The following is an 18,971-nucleotide window of genomic DNA, read 5'->3' as shown; positions in this document are numbered from 1 at the left end:
TGCCGCGGCTAGACCAGCCGTGGCTGCACCGAATCCGCCAGCCGGGTCAGGATCAGGCAACACGACACCGCGCCCGCATCCAGCACGCCGATAGAGCGTTCGCCCAGACGGCTGGCGCGGCCAATTTTGGCCATCAGGTCCCTGGTCGAGTCGCGTCCCTGTGAGGCTGCGCGTTTCATGGCTTCCAGCGCATCGTTGAACGAGGCGCCCGAGGCGTGGGCCTGCTCGAAGGCTTCGACCGCTGGAATCAAGGTGTCCATCAGGCACTTGTCGCCCACGCCTGCTTCGGTGATGTCCTGCAGGGAGGTGAGTCCGCCGCGCAACAAATGGGCGAAGGTTGCTGCGTCGATCTGCTCACTGCCGCGTACTTCATCGGCCATGCCAATGAACAGGCTGCCATACAGTGGACCCATGGAGCCGCCGATACCTTCCATCAGGCTCAGCGTAAGTTCGTCGAGTGCCTCGGCAAGGGTCAGATGTCGGCCCTCGATGCTGCGACCGCAGTGGGCAAAACCCTTGGCCATGTTGATGCCGTGGTCGCCATCACCGATGGCACCATCGACTTCACTGAGGTATTCACGGTTGGCCACGATCACGGTGACCAGATCGGTGACGATGGCGCTGCCGTCACGAGAGGAAAAATGCTGGCTCATGGTTCACTCCGCCTGGGTCATGCCGATGGATCGGCAAGGGTAGTCGATCAGGGTTTTCAGCTCGGCGTCCAGGCCGAGCAGGGTCAGGGTCACGCCCATCATTTCCAGAGACGTGAAGTAGTTGCCGACGTAGCAGCGATGAATGTTCAGGCCGCGCGCCTTGAGCTGGCGTTCGACTTCGGCGTAGAAGATGTACAGCTCCATGACCGGCGTTGCGCCGAGTCCCGACACCAGCACCACGACGCTGTCGTCCTGATGGAAATCCCGGTCAGCGAGAATCGGCGCCAGCATGCGTTCGGCCATGGCGGCGGCGGACTCGATGGGGATGACCTCAATGCCGGGTTCGCCGTGGTGGCCGATACCCAGTTCCATCTGGCCGTCCGGGATCTGGAAGTTGGGCTTGCCGACTGCCGCGATGGTGCAGGGCGTCAGGCCGATGCCGATGGAGCGGCACTGATCGACGGCTTTCTGGGCGACACGGATCACGCCGTCCAGGTCGTAGCCCAGCGCTGCGGCAGCGCCGCCGGTCTTCCACATGAAAATCTCACCGGCCACGCCGCGTCGCTTGGCAATGTCGGCTTTGGGTGCCGAGGCCACGTCGTCATTGGCGACCACGGTGCGAATCTGCAAGTCCTTGCTGGCGGCCATTTTCATCGCCAGCTTTACGTTCATGTTGTCACCGGCGTAGTTGCCGTACAGGCAGGCCACGCCAGCGTCACGATCAGCTGCGCGGAAAGCATCGAAGAAGCTTTTGGCGGTAGGGGACGAGAAAATCTCGCCGACTGCCACGGCATCGACCAGGCCTGGGCCGACATAGCCGAGAAACGCTGGCTCGTGACCCGAACCGCCACCGGTGACGATGCCGACCCGGCCGTGGGGTGAAGGCGTGGTCTTGCTGATGACTCGGGGATTGCTGTCGCCTTGCGACAGCTCGGGGTGCGCAACCAGAATGCCGCGCAGCATGTCCTCGACCACTTGGTCCGGATCGTTGATGACTCGATTCATAACGCGGTTTCCTGTGTTCTTTTTATAAGGAGCGTGCGTGTTACGGTTCCAGCACCACTTTCAGCGACTTGTCGCCGCGTTCCATCACGGCGAAGGCTTCCTTGAAATCGGCGAGGGGGAATTTGTGGGTGACCACGTCTCGCATGTCGATCTTGCGATTGCCAATGAAATCGATGGCGCGTGGGTACATGTAGGGGCCCAGATGTGAGCCCAGCACGTCCAGTTCCTTGCGGTCGCCGATGATCGACCAATCTACCGTGGCCTCGTCGTTGAACACACTGAATTCAACGAAACGACCCAGCTTGCGCAGCATTGCCAGGCCCTGGTTGACTGCCTTGTGGTGTCCGGTGGCTTCTATATAGATGTCGCAGCCGTAGCCTTCGGTGATTTCGCGGATCTTCGCCAGTACATCGACCTCGGCCGGGTTCCAGACTTCATCCGCACCCATACGCAGGGCGAGGGCGGCGCGTTCGGGTTTCATGTCCAGCACGATGAGCTTTTTCGGGTTGCGCATGCGCACCGCGCCAATGATCCCCAGGCCCAGCGTTCCGGCTCCGGCAACCACCACCACGTCGTCGAAATCGACATTGGCGCGTTCTGCGGCGTGCAGCGAGCAAGCCAGCGGCTCGATCAGAATCGCTTCGTCCGGTGCAATGGAGTCGGGCACTTTGTGGATGATGCCTTCCTTGGTAAAGATCATGTACTGGGCCATGGCGCCCTGAACGTTGTTCTGAAAACCGTAGAGATCATGCTTCTGGCACATCCAGTACTGCCCGTGATTACAGAAGCGGCAGCCCCAGCACGGCACGATCTGCTCGGAAATCACCCGGTCACCAATCTTCACGCCGCGTTTTTCCGCGCCCGGGCCGAGAGCGACCACACGGCAGACGAACTCATGGCCGGGAATCATTGGCGGTTTTACGTAGCGCGGCTGCTCGGCATCGCCCCAGAATGAGGGCGCCCCGCGATAGGTCTTGATGTCGCCCATGCAGATTCCGCACAGCTCGACCTTGGTCAGGATCTCGTCCGGGCCGGGCGTCGGGACGTCGACCGTTTCAAGCCGGTAGTCTTCCGGGCCATGACAGACCACGGCCTGCATGGTGGCGGGAATCACGGGAGAGAGTTGTTCGGCGGTACGTTCGGTAGCGGTGGACATGACGAGAACCTCGCGACTGTAATGGGATTACTGAATGCTGTAGCCACCGTCGATCACCACGTTCTCTCCGGTGATCATGGCGGCGACGTCGCTGAGCAGGTAAAGCGCCAGCCCGGCAATTTCTTCCGGCTGGGCGAAGCGTCCCGCCGGGATCTGCAATCTGGCCTTTTCACCCAGCTCGCCCGCCCAGGCTTTCTTGCCCAGCGCGGTTTCGACGATGGTGGGGGAGATGGCATTGACGTTGATGTGCGGCGCCCACTCCATAGCCAGTACTTTGGTCATGCCGACCACCGCAGCCTTGCTGGCGCAGTAGGCGACATGCCGATCCAGGCCGATCACCGCAGCCTGTGACGCCAGGTTGACGATGCGCCCGCCGCCTTGCGCGAGCATGTGCCGTGCGCAGGCCTGAGCGACGAAGAAGCTGGCCTTGAGGTTGATGTCCAGCGTGGTGTCCCAGGCGTCTTCGCTGACATCGACGGCCTTGTCCAGCAGCGCGACGCCCGCGCTATTGATCAGGTAATCCAGGCGATTGAAGTGCTCAAAGGCGTGGTCGACGCTGCGTTGCACCTGATCGAGCTGACGCAGGTCCACGGCGATGCCAAGATGGCCGTCGCCCAGGCGTGCTGCGACTTCAACCACTGCGGGGTCACGATCAAGCAACGCAACCCGCGCACCGCGTTCGACCAGCAGGCTGGCACAGGCCAGACCGATCCCGGCCGCGCCGCCCGTGATGACGGCGCATTTGCCGGTAAGGTCGAAGGCCTGATTCCAGAATCCAGACATGAACATGACTCCTGTTGTTGGAGGGAACACACTGATCTTGCCCATCGCTCTGCGTGGGCATGCAGCCCGTGACGCTCTGCGTCATATCCGAGAGCGGACGCGGAGCTTCCTGGGCGGCGTTCCCACGCAGAGCGTGGGAACGATCAGTTTTCGTATTTCGCCATCAGAACTTGTATGACGCCGAACGCAGCGCATCGGAACGATCAGCAGAGGGTTACTTGCCGCCACTCACCTGCTGATACAGCGCATCGGCGTTGGCGTCGGTCACTGGCACCCATGGCAGGATGTAGTTCTTGTCGGTGCCATCACCCCATTTCACGTCTTTCGCGTAACGCTCCCAGATCACGGACTGCGGCTTGTAATCCTTGCCGGCGAGGGCGCGCAGTGCGACGTCGAGCGCGCCCTGGGATTGGGCCTGGGCATCCTGCAGGAAGGTGGTGACTTCGTTTTTCTTGGCAGCCTGAATGGCGTCCGGCATGCCGTCGATGGAGGTGACGGGCACCTCGGCTGGCGTCAGACCGCGGGATTTGACGGCTTGCAAGGCGCCGAGGGCCATGTCGTCGTTCTGGGCGATGATCCCGGAAATGCCGCCATTGGGGTGCGCGTTGAGCCAGTCTTCAGTCAGGGCCAACGCTTCGGCACGCGACCAGTTGGCGGTTTTCATTTCAATGATCTTGATATCAGGGTGTTTCTTCAGGACTTCCATCTCGCCCTTTTCACGGTCGATCTGGGCCGACTGGCCAATTGGCCCCTGAATGATCACCACGTTGCCCTTGCCTTTGATCTTGTCGACCATGGCCTGAGCCTGCAGGCGTCCGCCCTCGACATCATCGTTGCCGACGTAGGGCACTTTGGTCCCGGCCACGCGAGTGTTGGACGCGATGACCGGAATATCGTTTTCCATGGCGCGGGCCACGGTGCCGACGCCGGCCTTGGTGTCGATGGGCACGAAGATGATCGCGTCGTAGTGCTGCGTGATCATGGTTTCGATCTGGTTGTTCTGGGTCAGCGCGTCGTAGTTACCGTCGAACACGGTGATTTGGACGGTGCCATCCTTGACCGCCGGGTGCTGCTTGAGCTCGCGAACCCAGTTCTGCATGAACTGGCCTTTGAGCCCGTAAACGGCTGCGCCGATCTTGTAGGTCTTGCCGTCAGCTGCCAGGGAAATGCTGCTGGCAAGCAGGGTGAGCGCCGCGACAGCGGCCAGGGATGTGCCGAATTTCATGATGAGAACTCCGTTATTGTTGTAGTCAGTCGTTCATTCAGAGGAAAAGCGATTAGCGTTTTTTCTTGCGCCACACGTCGATCAGTACTGCGAACACGATGATCAGGCCCTTGGCGACCTGCTGGTAATAGGAGGACACGCCGAGCAGGTTCAGGCCGTTGTTGATCACGCCGATCAACAACGCGCCGAACAGGGTGCCAACGATACTGCCCGTGCCGCCTGACAGGCTGGTGCCGCCGATGACCACGGCTGCGATGGCATCCAGTTCATACGACATGCCGGCCTGGGGCAGGGCGGACGTGGTTCGGGCGGACAGCACCACACCGGCCAGCCCCGCCAGCAATCCAGAAACCACGTACACCGAGAACATCACCTTGCGCACGCCGATGCCTGAGGTGCGGGCGCTTTTCTCGTTGCCACCCACGGCGTACACGTAGCGGCCATAGGTGGTGTAACGCAGCACCATCCAGAAAATCAGCGCCACCACAGCGAAGATGATGATCGGCACACCAACCGGCCCGATTCGCCCGGTGCCCAGCGCCAGATAGGCTTCAGGCAGGTCAGTCACCGGGCTGCCGTCGTTGAGAATGAAGGTCATGCCGCGCGCGATGCTGAGCATGCCGAGGGTCGCGACAAAGGGCGGAATCGACAGGTTGGCAACCATGAAACCGTTAACCACGCCCAGCATTGCCCCGGCGAACATCCCGGCACTCACTGCCGCCAGCAATCCATAGCCCTGGGTCGCAACCAGCGCGCTGCACAGCCCGGCGAAGGCCAGAATCGAACCGACCGACAGGTCGATGCCCTTGGTCAGGATCACGTAGGTCATGCCGACCGCGAGAATGCCGTTGATGGAGGTCTGACGCAGGATGTCCATCCAGTTGCGCCAGGTCATGAAGTACTCGCTGGAGAACGCCATCACGATACACAGCACGATGAACACCAGCGGCAGGCCGAAACGGTCCAGGGACAAACGCAGGCGGCTTCGGGGTGCAGCGTTAGCGGGGGCGATGACGGTTTTGGCATTCATGAGGCAAGACTCAACAGGGCTTCCTGGGAAAGGTCGGTGTCGCTGCTGATGGTTACCAGCTTTCCGGCCTTGAATACGGCGATTCGGTCACTCAGGCGCAACAGTTCCGGCGCTTCCGAAGACACCACGATGGCAGCGCCACCGGCGCGCACGAACTGGTCCAGCAGGTGATAGATCTCCTGCTTGGCACCTTCGTCGATGCCCCGGGTCGGCTCATCGCACAGCAGGCAGACGGGCTCGGTGGACAGGCACTTGGCAAGCACCACTTTCTGTTGATTGCCGCCGCTCATGGAGGCGACGGGCAGGTCCAGTGAAGTGGTCTTGATCTGCAGGCGCCTGACCATGTCTTCGGCCAGACGGGTTTCCTTGCGTGCGTCGATCAGCGACCAGGTCGACAGGCGCTTGTACGCCGAGAGGGCAATGTTGGAGAGAATGCTGCTGGTCAGCACCAGGCCGCTGTCCTTGCGGTCTTCGGTCACCAGCGACATGCCTGCGCGTATCGTTGCCTTGGGCAGGCCGACCGGTACGGGCTTGCCCAGCAGGGTAACGGTGCCTGAGTCCGGCGTGGTCAGTCCGTATATACAGTTGAGAAACTCGCTGCGTCCCGAGCCCATCAGGCCGTAGATGCCGAGAATCTCGCCCTGACGCAGTTGAAGGCTGATGTCGTGGAACTCGCCGTTACGACTCAGGCTGTCAACGTTCAGGCAGCATTCAGCAGCGCATTCGCGACCGACTTTGTGGTCGATGCGTGTCAGCTCCTGGCCGACGATGCCGCGCACCAGATGGGCGCGATCAATGTCCGCCATGCGGCCGGTTTCGACAAAAGCCCCATCGCGGAAGATGGTGTAGTCATCGGCAATCTGCGCCAGCTCACTGAGGCGGTGTGAGACATAGACAATACCGGCGCCTCGCGCGGTCAGGCGGCGAATGGCCTTGAACAGCGTTTGTGCTTCGCGCTCGCCGATGGCCGAGGTGGGCTCATCCATGATCATGACTTCGCAGTCGTGACTGAAAGCCTTGGCGATTTCTACCAGTTGAATCTGCGCCACGCTCAGGCGATGCATGGGGCTGGTGGCCTCGACCTCGAATTCCAGGCTCTCCAGCAGCTCGCGGGTGCGCCTGTTGAGTTCGCGGGTATCGACAATGCAGCCCGCCCGGCGTGGCTCACGGCCCAGCCATATGTTTTCGGCGACGGTCATGTACGGGATGGGCTCGAGTTCCTGGGTGATCATCGCGATCCCGGCAGCCAGCGCATCGCCTGGGCGATTGAATTGCACCGGATTGCCGTTGAGCAGGATGGTCCCGGCGTCACGCTGGGTGATGCCCATCAGAATACTGAGAAAGGTCGATTTGCCTGCGCCGTTACCGCCGCACAGGGCGTGAACACTGCCTGCGCGCAACGAGAGACGGCCGTCACGCAGGGCAGGAATGCCGGCGTAGGCCTTGGCGACATGTTCAGCCTGGAGCAGTAATGGCATGGCCATCGGCGTGTCCTCGTGCTGTGAATTCTTATTAGGTGCACTGGTGTGGCTCAGTGAGCATATGTGTATCAAATGAAATTCTGTGCAGTCAATCTCTTTCCTCGATAAATTTCAAACGGCTTTTAAATCAGGGTTAAGGCCAGTTTTTAAGCGATCGTTTGAATCTGCGTCGAAAACTTGCTTGACAGTATCCCGCTAATATCTGAGAAATAAGTGATCGGAATTTCACCGATTGAACATTTGGTCAGTGGTATGTGACCCCGGCAGTGGAGCCAAACGCCATGAACACACTTTTCCCGGTGGCCATCGGGTGCGATGAAGCGGGTTATGAACTCAAAGAGTTGTTGAAGCGGCACATCGAAACGCTGGGGCATCCGGTAACCGACTTCGGCACCCACTCGACAGCGCCGGTGCTGTATCCGGACATTGCCCTTGCCGTGGCAACGGCCATCAATGCCGGGCAGCAGCGGCTCGGCATACTGGTGTGCGGGACGGGAATCGGCATGGCGATCTCGGCCAACAAGGTGTTGGGCATTCGTGCAGCGCAGGCCCACGACACTTATTCGGCTGAACGGGCGCGCAAAAGCAACGATGCGCAGATCCTGTCCATCGGTGCGCGGGTGATCGGCGTGGAGCTGGCGAAAAGCATCGTCAAGTCGTTTCTGGAGTCGGAGTTCGAGGCGGCGCGCTCGGGTGCCAAGGTCGACCGCATCAGCGCCATCGAGCGCGACGGGCATCAGTAGTGGACGCAGAGGGCCGGGAGTAGGGAGAATGCGCCTTTGACGTCGAAACGGAAGCCCGTCCACATGAGTGACAGTAACCAGCGCATGGCCAGCGACATCGATCTGATGACCGAGGTCGCGATGCTTTATTACCTCGAGAACGTCACTCAGGAAGCCATCGCCAAACGTTTTGACCTGTCCCGCGCAAAAGTCAGTCGACTGCTCAAACGCGCGCGTGACGAAGGCATTGTCGAAGTGCGTGTTCTGCAGCACCCGGCGATGAACAATGAACTTGAACAGGCGCTGGTCGAGCGTTTTCAACTGGATCGCGCGCTGATTGCGGTCGATCACAGCGACCCCGACACCCAGCGTTCTGCGGTGGCCAGCCTGGTTGCCAACTACCTGAACAAGACCCTGAGTGACGGCATGATCGTCGCCGTAGGCATGGGGCGCAACGTGGGCGCGGTGGCGGACAATGTGTTCCTGCCCGTGACCCGCAACTGCACCTTTGTCTGTGCCATCGGCGGCTCGCTCAAGGCAGGCGAGTACATGAACCCCGATCACATCTGTCGCCGTCTGGCGCTGCGTTTCGGCGGCGAAAGCGAAAGCCTGTACGCCCCGGCGCTGGTCGCCAATCCTGAATTGCGTGGCGTGCTGATCAATAACGACACCGTGCGTTCTACCCTGGACCGTGCGCGACGTGCCGACATTGCCTTGATCGGCATCGGTGACATGAGTGAGAACAGCAACATGGTGCGCATGGGCTGGTTCTCGCCTCAGGAAATCGCCCAGGCCCGGCTGTCCGGCACGGTCGGCGACATGATGGGCTACGACTTCATCGACATTCATGGCCAGCCCGCGGTCAATGCCATTCAGGGCAGGGTGATCGGGCTGACGGTGCAGGAGCTGTTTCGCATCCCGGATGTGGTGGCCATCGCCAGCGAAAACACCAAGGCGGCGGCGACACTGGGCGCTTTGCGTTCCGGTGTGATCAACACCCTCGCGACCACTGTGACCAACGCTCACACCATCCTTGCGCTGGATGACGCCACGCGCAAAGTATGACGACCTGACGGTTTGTTGCCTTGCCAACACTTTCATAAACCGCTTTACTGCGTTTCAGTGCCTAACAGGTATGTCGTCAGACAACCTTTTCGACTGGCTGGATGCAGTCTCGTGGAAGGCACCACCACGTCTTCTAAATCGCACTGTCGTTCAGTAAACGCGGGACCGTGGGAGGCAGCTTGTCGGCGATGGCGTCAGCAGCCGCTTGAAATACACGCGCTCAACACACGGCTTCATCACATAACAAGAAAGGACAGGGACGATGATTTTAAGAGCGACAGGTATCGTAATGGCGATACTGAGCATTGCGCTGCTTTATATGGGAGCACAGCTGGTAGCGGTGGGCGGCTCTCCGGCCTATTCGGTGATTGCCCTGGGCGTGCTGGCCACCGCAGTACTGGTGTTTCTGAAGAAAAAATCGGCGTTGACGCTGTATGCGCTGCTGATGTGGGGGATTCTGCTGTGGATCGTCTACGAAGTCGGCTTCGATAAATGGCAGTGGATTCCACGGGGCGACCTGTTCGCGCTGATCGGTTTCTGGCTGGCAATGCCCTGGGTGGTGCGCCCGTTATTGCGCACCCAGGCTGCCGGCAGCAATCGCGGCTTTCACCCTTTTCTGGGCAGCACTGTCGCCATCATGGCGCTGATCGTGATTGCACTCATGTTCTACGACCCTTATGCGGTGAAAGGCCAGATCGGCACCTCGGCCACAGCACGCACTACCGAGGTCGCAGGCAATGACTGGGTGGCCTATGGCGGCACGCAAAGTGGTCAGCGTTTTTCGAGTCTGGATCAGATCAATCCGCAGACCATCGACAAGCTGTCAGTGGCGTGGGAGTACCACACCGGTGATCTGCGTGACGCGGACAAGGATGCTGGCGAATACACTTTCGAAGCCACGCCGTTGAAGGTCAACAACCGCGTATATGTGTGTACCCCTCATAACGAAGTACACGCCATCAACCCGGAAAACGGCAAGCCGGACTGGAAATACACCCCTGAGAAAACCCGTTCCTACCTCCAGCAGCACCAGACCTGCCGTGGCGTGAGTTACTACGCAGCGCCGACGGCTCAGGCTGCACCGGCAGCGCAATGCGCAAAACGCATCATCATGGCCACGGCAGACGCCAGGCTGGTTGCGCTCGATGCCGACACCGGCAAGCTCTGCAGCGATTTTGGCAGCAATGGTGTAGTCGATCTGCACGACAACATCGGCAAGGTCCGCCCCCATGCCCTGATGCAGACCGCCGCGCCACTGGTTGCGGGTGATCTCATCGTGCTCGGTGGCTCGGTGATGGATAACGGTTATGACCAGGGCAACCCGTCTGGCGTGATTCGCGCCTACAACGTCATGACCGGCAAGCTGGTCTGGAACTTCGATCCCGAAAATCCACAAAACACCGCGCCTGTTTCCGCAGAGCACAACTATCCGCAGGACACCCCGGTCGCATGGGCCACGCTGAGTGCCGACCTGAAAAACGGTCTGGTGTACGTGCCGTTCGGCAATGCATCGCCTGACGAAACCGGCACCCGTCGCGACCCGAACAGCAATACCGAAAAATTCCGTGACGCACTGGTGGCGCTGGATCTGAAAACCGGTGCGTTCAAGTGGAAGTTCCAGACCTCCCACAACGATCTGTGGGATCGCGATAACCCGTCGCAGCCTTCGTTGCTTGATCTGGGCAAGGAGGGCAGCAAACAGCCAGCGCTGCTGTTGCCGACCAAGGTGGGTAACATCTTTGTACTCAATCGTCTGACCGGTGAGCCGATCACGCCTGTCGATCAGGCCAGGGTGCAGACAGCAGGTGGCGTGCAGGGTGAGCGTTTTGCGCCGACGCAGCCGGTTTCAAGACTCAACTTCATCCCGCCGCCGCTGACCGAAAAGTCGATGTGGGGCGTCACGCCGTTCGATCAGATGGCCTGCCGCACCACCTTCAACACGCTGCGCTACGATGGCAATCCCTGGACGCCGGCCACCGAGTCCGGTTCGCTGATCTATCCCGGAAACATCGGGGTATTCAACTGGGGCTCTGTGGCGGTAGATCCCGACCGACAGATTCTGGTAGCGACGCCTGTGCGTCTGGCCTACATCTATAACCTGATCAAGCGTCCCGAGCAGGATCAGGAAAAACGCCTGTTCACCAAGGATGGCAAGCCGTACTGGAACGAAAACTTCAACGGCGATTACGCAATCCGCATCTCACGACTGGCGTCAGGCCTGGGTATCCCTTGCACCGCGCCGCCCTGGGGCAGCATGGTCGGTGTGGATCTGAACACTGGCAAGACCGAATGGAAACGCCGGGTCGGCACGACCAAGAACCTCAAGACCACTTTCATGGAAGACCGCTTCCCAGTCGGGTTTCCCATGGGAATGGTGGCCCATGGCGGTCCGTTGGTCACGGCAGGCGGTTTGATTTTTCACGGGGCAACGGCTGACAACTTCATCCGCGCCTACGACGTGAACACCGGCGAAGTGCTCTGGCAATACGAACTGCCTGCAGGCGGGCAGGCGACGCCTTCTACCTACACCGGAAGCGATGGCAAGCAGTACGTGATCATCTCCGCAGGCGGCCACGGGTCTCTGGGCACGACGCTCGGCGACAGCGTGATCGCGTTTCGTCTGAACTGAGCAGCACGCCTGATTCTGCCCGGAGGGCGCTTGTCGTTATACACAAGTCCGCAAGACGCGCAAAACGGGGGGCAAAACGAAAGTGACTGACTGAATGCATACCCCGTGGGAGGCGGCTTGCCGGCGATGGCGTCCGTTCAGTCACTGATAGGTCGCTTCAGAAAAAGCATCGCCGGCAAGCCGCCTCCCACAGTCCGTGGTCGCAGCAAGACTCGGGTATGACGCTGAGCACAAGCATGGGCATGATCGGCGTGCTTGAGATCACGCTGATCGTTCCTACGCTCCGCGTGGGAATGCCGCCCAGGACGCTCCGCGTCCGATCTTGAATATGGCGCAGATGCGTGGCCAGGCTCCAGCGCTATTCACGTCATGCGCTCGGCTCACTGAGTCCTCAGTCTGTGCCATTTGTGACGCGGAGCGTCACGGGAGGCATGCCCACGCGGAACGATGGGCACGATCAGTATCAGAAAGGGCCATGCGCTGACGCGTCATGGCCCTTTTTTCCTACGCAGTGAGACCTTTATGACTTACGGGCCGGCCATCCATCTCGCCAGACTGTGTCGGCCACTGACGCCAAGCTTGGCAGTTGCACGTTTCAGGTAGGTTTCCACCGAACTGTTCTTGAGGTTCAGTCTTTGTGCCATCTCTGCAACCGAGCCACCGGTCAGCAGGCCGATGCAGACTTCCTGCTCGCGCGCCGACAGCGTGATTGCGTCCTGCGCAAGACGCCCGCTGAACGCTTCATCGATCGAGCCCGGCTCGGATTCGATTTTCTCCGCGGCAGATTGCACCAGCAGCTGTGAGTGGTGCTCGACCAGCGGCAATAGGGTGTCGGAGAGGCTCTTGAGCAACGACAACTCGGTCAGCGAGAAGGCTTTGGAACCGGCCAGTCGATAAAAGCAGATGATGCGCCGCAGTTCGCTGCTGCTGGACACCAGGCTGCAGACCTGAACGTCACGACGTGCCGATTTCTGTCCAACAGGCACTCGGGTCTGAACCAGCAGAGAGGCGTCCATGTGCACGATGCTCTGCAGCAGCGATTGCTGAAGGGTTTCAGATGCGCAGATATCGTGCTGAACGCCCGCGCCACCCAGACGGGTCACGCGCTCGACACCTGACTGAGCCGCATCAAGCGCCCACTCGCACAGAACAATCCCCTGGACCGAGACCAGCGTGTCGACCAGTTGCAACATTTGCCCGGCAAATGACGAGCTGCCAGTGCTCGAAACCAGTTGGCCGAGTTCCTGATAGAAACGCGGGTCGTGGTTTGCATTCGGCGAGCGTGTCGATTTCATCTCTAAGCCTCCTTGACTCTGTCCGTGCATGAGCGCCGCCCTGACATTGACCTCCGACAGGGTGACGGCAGATACAGCGGATGATTCGGCGTATTCAACCGAAGGATCCATCCGACGTCTGTAGCAGAAAACAGGGACAGGTGCGCCACCCCATTTCGCACGCGGGGCAAACAAGGGCAGGGATCGATAGAGACGGCATCATCCTGCGCAGACGCCGGAGCGTCTAGGCCGGGTGACTTGGTGATAGCCATAAGCCAGCGTCCGGGTTAAGCGGGACATACAGTGTCAACAGGCCAGTGCTTCAATTCCCGACTAAATTTCCAGGAAGGACCTTGAGACATGTCGGCCACTGATTTGTTCCCTCTGACCGCTGCCCAGCGTGATATCTGGCTGGACCAGATCAGCCATGGCGACTCGCCTCTGTATAACGTCGGCGGCTACGTGAAGCTGGTCGGTCATGTCGATCTGGACCTGTTGCACCGTGCATTCGAGCAACTGGTGGCCGCACATGATGCCTTGCGCACGGTCCTGTTGCCGGGTGCAGGTGCCGACGGTTTGCCGATGCAGCGCTACGCCGACTTCATCCCGGTGTCCATGCCGCTTCACGATCTGCGTGACCACCCCGAGCGAATCAATGCCGCTCAGGCGTTGATTCGCGAGCAAATGCAGCGTCCTTATGCCCTGGATGGCAGCCCGCTGTTCCGGTTCTGCCTGGTGCGCGCGGATGAGGATCAATACTGGCTGGGCATTCAGGCCCATCACCTGATTCTCGATGGCTGGGGCTTCGGCCAGTTGCTCAAGTCGCTGGCCGAGCAGTACACCGAGCTCGCCGAAGGCGAAAGCCTCAATCGTCAGGGACCGTCCTACGGCGACTTCATCACCGACGATGCGCGTTATCACGACTCGCCCCGTTATGCGCGAGACAAAGCCTACTGGCTGGATAAATACCGGGATCTGCCGGAGCCGCTGCTGGTGTCCCGCTACCACAACCGCAGGTCCACCGACCCTGCGCCGTCCCATAGCTGTGTACTGGCGTTCCCGGCCGCATTGCACACGCGCATGAACCAGTTCGCCGAGCGCTGCGGCGCCTCGGCGTTTCACGTTCTGCTGGCTGCGCTGCATGTCTACTTCGCGCGCACGGCGCAGCGCGACGACTGGGTGGTCGGCTTGCCATTGCTCAACCGCACGGGCGCACGCTTCAAGGCAACGCTGGGGCATTTCGCTCAGGTCAGTGCCGTGCGCATGGCCTTCGCACCGGAGTTGGATTTCTCTGCGCTGGTCACCGAAGTGCGTGACAGCCTCAAGCGCGACTTCCGTCACCAGCGCTTTCCGTTGAGTGAGCTCAACCGCACCCTGGGCGTGTCCCGTGAAGACCGGGCGCAGTTGTTCGAGGTCTCGGTCTCTTACGAGCAAGACAACTACGACTACCGTTTTGGTGATATCCAGGCGCAGGCCGTGAAAGTCTCCAATGGCTATGAGCCGACGCCTCTGGCCTTGCACATGCGCACCAACAGGTTCAGCGATCAGGCGTCGTTGCACGTGGTCCATCACCGCGCCTGGTTCGATGATGCCGAAGCCCGGGCGATCGGCGAGCGGCTGCTGCAGGTGATCGAGCAGGCGCTGGAAAACCCTGCATTGCAGGTCAGCGCGTTCGATGTGCTGACACCTGCCGAACGCCGACAAATGAGCCGCTGGAACGACACCGAAACAGTGTCAGCCAGTCAGCTGTTGATTCATCAGCGTATCGAGCAGCATGCCCGTCATTGTCCGGAAGCCGTGGCAGCGATTTTCGATGGTCAGAGCCTGACCTACAGCCAGCTCAACCGAAGTGCCAACAGCCTGGCCCGACGCCTGATTGAGTCAGGCATCGTGCCGGACGACCGGGTTGCGGTGGTCTCGCGCCGCGGTCTGGACACGCTGGTCAGCCTGCTGGCCATTCTGAAGGCCGGTGCCGCTTACGTACCGGTCGACCCCGCGCATCCACGCGAGCGGCTGGCTTATCTGCTGAGCGACAGCGCGCCGTCGGTGGTGCTGACGCGTGCAAACCTGCGTGAGCGTCTACCGGAACTGAGCCAGCCGGTGATCGAACTGGACCACTGCCATGAAGACCGTGGCTCCGACATCAAGCCCAATATTGTCTCGCTGCGCAGCAGCCATCTGGCGTACGTGATTTACACCTCAGGCTCTACCGGCCAGCCCAAGGGCGTCATGGTGGAGCACAGGATGCTGGCCAATCTGGTGGACTGGCACTGCGAGACGTTCAAGCTGAGCGCAGGCGGGCATGCGTCCTGTTTGGCGGGCTTTGGTTTCGATGCAATGGCCTGGGAGATCTGGCCGACCCTGTGCGCGGGCGCAACGCTGCATCTGGCACCGGTTCAGGAAAATGGCGATGACGTCGATGCGATGCTGCGCTGGTGGCTTAAGCAGCCACTGGACGTCAGTTTCCTGCCGACACCGGTTGCCGAGTACGCATTCAGCCTCGACGAGGATCACCCGACGCTACGCACCCTGTTGATCGGCGGTGACCGTCTTCGCCAGTTCGCCGAAAACCGTCGCTACGCCGTGGTCAACAACTATGGCCCCACCGAAACCACGGTGGTTGCGACCTCTGGCCTGGTGCAGGCAGGTGCATCGCTGCACATCGGTGGTCCGATCGCCAACACACGGGTCTACGTTCTGGACGCGCACTTGCAAAAGTTGCCGATTGGGGTGACAGGCGAGCTTTACATCGGTGGTTCGGGTGTCGCGCGTGGCTACCTCAACCGCCCTGCAATGACCGAAGAACGCTTCCTGGCCGATCCCTTCAGCCTGGCCCCACAGGCGCGGATGTACCGCAGCGGCGATCTGGTGCGCTGGAATGCCGACGGCACGCTGGATTACCAGGGCCGCAACGATGATCAGGTCAAGATTCGCGGCATGCGCATCGAACCGGGCGAAATCGAAGCGGTGATTGCCAGTCAGACGGGCGTCAAGGAGGCCGTGGTGCTGGTGCGCGACGAGCAGCTTCTGGCGTGGTTTACCGAAACCTCGGGCGTGGACACCGACGAATTGCGCCAGACCCTGCGTGCCCGACTGCCTGCTTATATGGTGCCGCGCGCGTTTACCCGGCTGGACGTCCTGCCGCTGACCGGCAACGGCAAGCTTGACCGCCGTGCGTTGCCGAATCCTGACCCTGCCAGTCTGCTGGGCCAAGCGTACGAAGCACCGGAAGGTGAAGCCGAAATCGCCATGGCAGCTGTCTGGGCGCAGGTGCTGGGTGTTGAACGGGTAGGGCGGCATGACAACTTCTTCGAACTGGGCGGCCATTCGCTGCTCGCGATCAAACTGGTAGAGCGCCTGCGTGCCGCCGGGCTCAAGGCCGATGTGCATGTGTTGTTGTCACAGCCAACCGTCGCTGCACTGGCGGCGAGCAGGACGGATGCTCATGAACAGGCTGTACCGCCCAACGCAGTGCCACCGGGTTGCGAACGCATCACCCCGCAGATGCTGAGTCTGACCTGCCTCGATCAGTCCGCGATAGACCGCATCGTTGGCAGCGTTCCGGGCGGCGCTGCCAACGTGCAGGAAATCTACCCGCTGGCACCGTTGCAGGAAGGCATTCTCTATCACCACCTGTCTGCCGAACAGGGCGACCCCTATCTGCTGCAATGGCGTCTGGCGTTCGACAGCCCGGAGCGCCTGAACGCGTGGGCCGATGCCTTGCAACAGGTCATCGATCGTCACGACATTCTGCGCACCGCTGTGGCCTGGAAAGGGCTTGAGAGTGCCCAACAGGTCGTCTGGCGCAAGGCCGATCTGCTGGTCCAGCAGGTCAACCTCAACAGCGCTGCCGATGAGCACGCTGCCGACTCCGTGATGGATCGTCTGCACCAGCAGTTCGACGCCCGTCATCATCGCCTGGACCTTTCCCAGGCACCGTTGATGCGCCTGGTTCATACCGCTGACCCGGCCAACGGTGAAGTCGCTGCCGTGCTGTTGTTTCACCATCTGGTGCTCGACAACGCGGCGATGGAAATCGTCACCCGGGAAATGGAAGCGTTGCTGTTTGATCGCCAGCCCCCTCTGGCCGCGCCGGTGCCGTACCGCAACTACGTGGCGCATGTGCGCATGGCCAATGATGACGCGCGACACGAAGCGTTTTTCAGCGACATGCTGGGTGATGTGGACGAACCGACCCTGCCGTTCGGGGTGCAGGACGTTCGCTCCGATGGCAGCGATGTCGAGCAGGCAAGACGGACACTCGACAATGATCTGGCACAGCGTCTGCGCGAGCAGGTCCGCCAGCAAGGTGTCAGCGCAGCCAGCCTGATGCACGCCGCCTGGGCCCGCGTGCTCGGGGTCATCGCCAACCGTCGTGATGTGGTCTTCGGCACGGTTCTGCTGGGTCGCATGCAAGGCGGCGAGGGCGCAGACCGGGCGCTGGGTGTGTTTATCAACACCTTGCCACTGCGCGTCGATACCACGCGCAACGCCCGTCATGCCGTGAAGGCCGTGCATTCAAGGCTGTCGGCCCTGATTGCCCATGAACAGGCATCGCTGGTGCTGGCCCAACGCTGCAGCGGCGTGGCTTCCGGCGCACCGCTGTTCAGCGCCTTGCTCAACTACCGCCACAGCGCCGAAGTCCGGCCTCGCGACGGCGAAGGTGTATGGCAGGGCGTGCGCGTTCTGGGCGGCGAAGTGCGCAGCAATTACCCGCTGACCCTGAGCGTGGACGATCTGGGCGAAGGGTTCGATCTGCATGTGCTTGCGCGCCATGGCATGGGCGCCGAGCGCATCGCCGGCTGGATGAACAACGCTGTGACGCAACTGGTGCAGGCGCTGGAACAGGGCTTGCCCGAGCCGTTGGAAAGCCTGTCGATTCTGGAAGCGGCCGAGCGGGAACGTGTGCTGACGGCCTTCAATGCCAGCGCACGCAGCTTCGCCGAAGGTCTGACGGTGCACGCGCAGGTCGAGTCCTGCGCAGCAAGCGATCCGCAGGCTCAGGCGGTCGTACAGGGTAACGAGGTACTGACGTACGCCGAACTCAACCAGCGAGCCAACCGCCTTGCACACCATCTGATCAGCCTGGGCGTGAAACCGGATGAGCGTGTTGCGTTGTGTCTGCGTCGAGGTGCGGGCCGTGTGGTCGCCATGCTGGCCATTCTCAAGGCTGGAGCCGCCTACGTTCCGGTAGACCCGGCGTACCCGGCAGAACGTATCGCCTGGCTGTTGGAAGACAGCGCACCACGCACCGTCGTGACCGAAGACTCGACGGCCAGTCTGGTGGGTAACGTGCGTCAGGTGAATCTGGACCTTGGCGTCTGGCACGACGCAGCCGACAGCAATCCGCAGGTGGCGGGCCTCAACGACCGACATCTGGCCTATGTCATTTACACCTCCGGCTCGACCGGCCAGCCCAAGGGCGTGATGGTCGAGCACCGCACCTTGAACAATCTGGTGCATTGGCACTGCCAGGCATTCGACCTGCACGCAGGCAGCCACACCAGCACCATTGCCGGTTTCGGCTTCGACGCCATGGCCTGGGAAGTCTGGCCAGCGCTCTGTGCAGGCGCCGTGCTGCATGTGCCGCCTGCAAACGTGGCCAATGAACACGTTGACGAACTGCTCGACTGGTGGCTGGAGCAACCGCTTCAGGTCAGCTTTCTGCCAACCCCGGTGGCCGAGCAGGCGTTCGGCCGTGCACGTCAGCATCCGACCCTGCGCACACTGTTGATCGGCGGCGACCGCCTGCGCCAGTTCGACAAGGACCCCGGTTTTGCGGTCATCAACAACTATGGCCCGACGGAGACCACCGTGGTCGCGACTTCCGGTCAGGTGATTCCGGGCGCGCAATTGCACATTGGTGGTCCGGTAGCCAACACCCGCCTGTATGTACTGGACGAGCAACGGAAGCCTGTGCCGGTCGGTGTGATCGGCGAGCTTTATAT

12 protein-coding genes (1 of these 12 running past the window's edge) are annotated in these 18,971 nt (G+C 61.1%); 4 read left to right on the top strand and 8 right to left on the bottom strand.

Annotation, left to right across the window (positions count from 1 at the left end; all coding sequences use genetic code 11):
• Positions 1 to 8: 8 nt before the first annotated feature.
• From dhaL to AC0IXS_RS01065, 7 genes are all read right to left on the bottom strand, one after another.
• A complete protein-coding gene (gene dhaL / locus AC0IXS_RS01095) occupies positions 9 to 653 on the bottom strand; it encodes a dihydroxyacetone kinase subunit DhaL (protein ID WP_057408464.1) in 645 nt (214 codons plus the stop codon).
• A 3-nt stretch (positions 654 to 656) separates the two neighbouring features.
• Entirely contained in the window at positions 657 to 1,658 is a 1,002-nt protein-coding gene (locus AC0IXS_RS01090) for a dihydroxyacetone kinase subunit DhaK (RefSeq protein WP_122668035.1), read from the bottom strand.
• Positions 1,659 to 1,698: 40 nt separating this feature from the next.
• Complete coding sequence (locus tag AC0IXS_RS01085; protein ID WP_025995849.1) at positions 1,699 to 2,814, bottom strand: MDR/zinc-dependent alcohol dehydrogenase-like family protein; 1,116 nt, start codon at positions 2,812 to 2,814, stop codon at positions 1,699 to 1,701.
• Positions 2,815 to 2,841: 27 nt separating this feature from the next.
• Positions 2,842 to 3,597, bottom strand: coding sequence for an SDR family oxidoreductase (locus AC0IXS_RS01080; RefSeq protein ID WP_057408466.1), 756 nt, complete (start codon positions 3,595 to 3,597; stop codon positions 2,842 to 2,844).
• Positions 3,598 to 3,811: 214 nt separating this feature from the next.
• Positions 3,812 to 4,822 (bottom strand): substrate-binding domain-containing protein, encoded by a 1,011-nt coding sequence (locus AC0IXS_RS01075; RefSeq protein ID WP_004885479.1) that lies wholly within the window; start codon positions 4,820 to 4,822, stop codon positions 3,812 to 3,814.
• Positions 4,823 to 4,874: 52 nt separating this feature from the next.
• A complete protein-coding gene (locus tag AC0IXS_RS01070) occupies positions 4,875 to 5,852 on the bottom strand; it encodes an ABC transporter permease (RefSeq protein WP_057408467.1) in 978 nt (325 codons plus the stop codon).
• A complete protein-coding gene (locus AC0IXS_RS01065; RefSeq protein WP_191954068.1) occupies positions 5,849 to 7,336 on the bottom strand; it encodes a sugar ABC transporter ATP-binding protein in 1,488 nt (495 codons plus the stop codon). Before AC0IXS_RS01065 ends, AC0IXS_RS01070 begins: the two co-directional genes overlap by 4 nt.
• A gap of 278 nt (positions 7,337 to 7,614) precedes the next feature.
• On the opposite strand from AC0IXS_RS01065, the gene rpiB reads away from it, so the two are divergent.
• The 3 genes from rpiB (at position 7,615) to AC0IXS_RS01050 (ending at position 11,749) form a co-directional block, all read left to right on the top strand.
• Positions 7,615 to 8,076, top strand: coding sequence for a ribose 5-phosphate isomerase B (rpiB, locus tag AC0IXS_RS01060; RefSeq protein ID WP_004885473.1), 462 nt, complete (start codon positions 7,615 to 7,617; stop codon positions 8,074 to 8,076).
• A 63-nt stretch (positions 8,077 to 8,139) separates the two neighbouring features.
• Positions 8,140 to 9,120, top strand: coding sequence for a sugar-binding transcriptional regulator (locus AC0IXS_RS01055; RefSeq protein WP_004885472.1), 981 nt, complete (start codon positions 8,140 to 8,142; stop codon positions 9,118 to 9,120).
• A gap of 262 nt (positions 9,121 to 9,382) precedes the next feature.
• Entirely contained in the window at positions 9,383 to 11,749 is a 2,367-nt protein-coding gene (locus tag AC0IXS_RS01050; protein WP_057408469.1) for a membrane-bound PQQ-dependent dehydrogenase, glucose/quinate/shikimate family, read from the top strand.
• 527 nt (positions 11,750 to 12,276) lie between these two features.
• Here the strand turns inward: AC0IXS_RS01050 and AC0IXS_RS01045 are convergent.
• Complete coding sequence (locus AC0IXS_RS01045) at positions 12,277 to 13,044, bottom strand: helix-turn-helix transcriptional regulator (protein WP_122667869.1); 768 nt, start codon at positions 13,042 to 13,044, stop codon at positions 12,277 to 12,279.
• A gap of 339 nt (positions 13,045 to 13,383) precedes the next feature.
• On the opposite strand from AC0IXS_RS01045, the gene AC0IXS_RS01040 reads away from it, so the two are divergent.
• A protein-coding gene (locus AC0IXS_RS01040) for a non-ribosomal peptide synthetase (RefSeq protein ID WP_471823491.1) crosses the window boundary here: on the top strand, positions 13,384 to 18,971 show its 5' portion. Its footprint extends 3,913 nt past the window's final position; 5,588 of the gene's 9,501 nt are visible here — the first part of the coding sequence; it begins with the start codon at positions 13,384 to 13,386; the stop codon falls past the right edge of the window.

It is taken from the genome of Pseudomonas sp. AC016, assembly GCF_979253365.1.
This window is presented reverse-complemented; position numbering and strand designations above follow the sequence as displayed.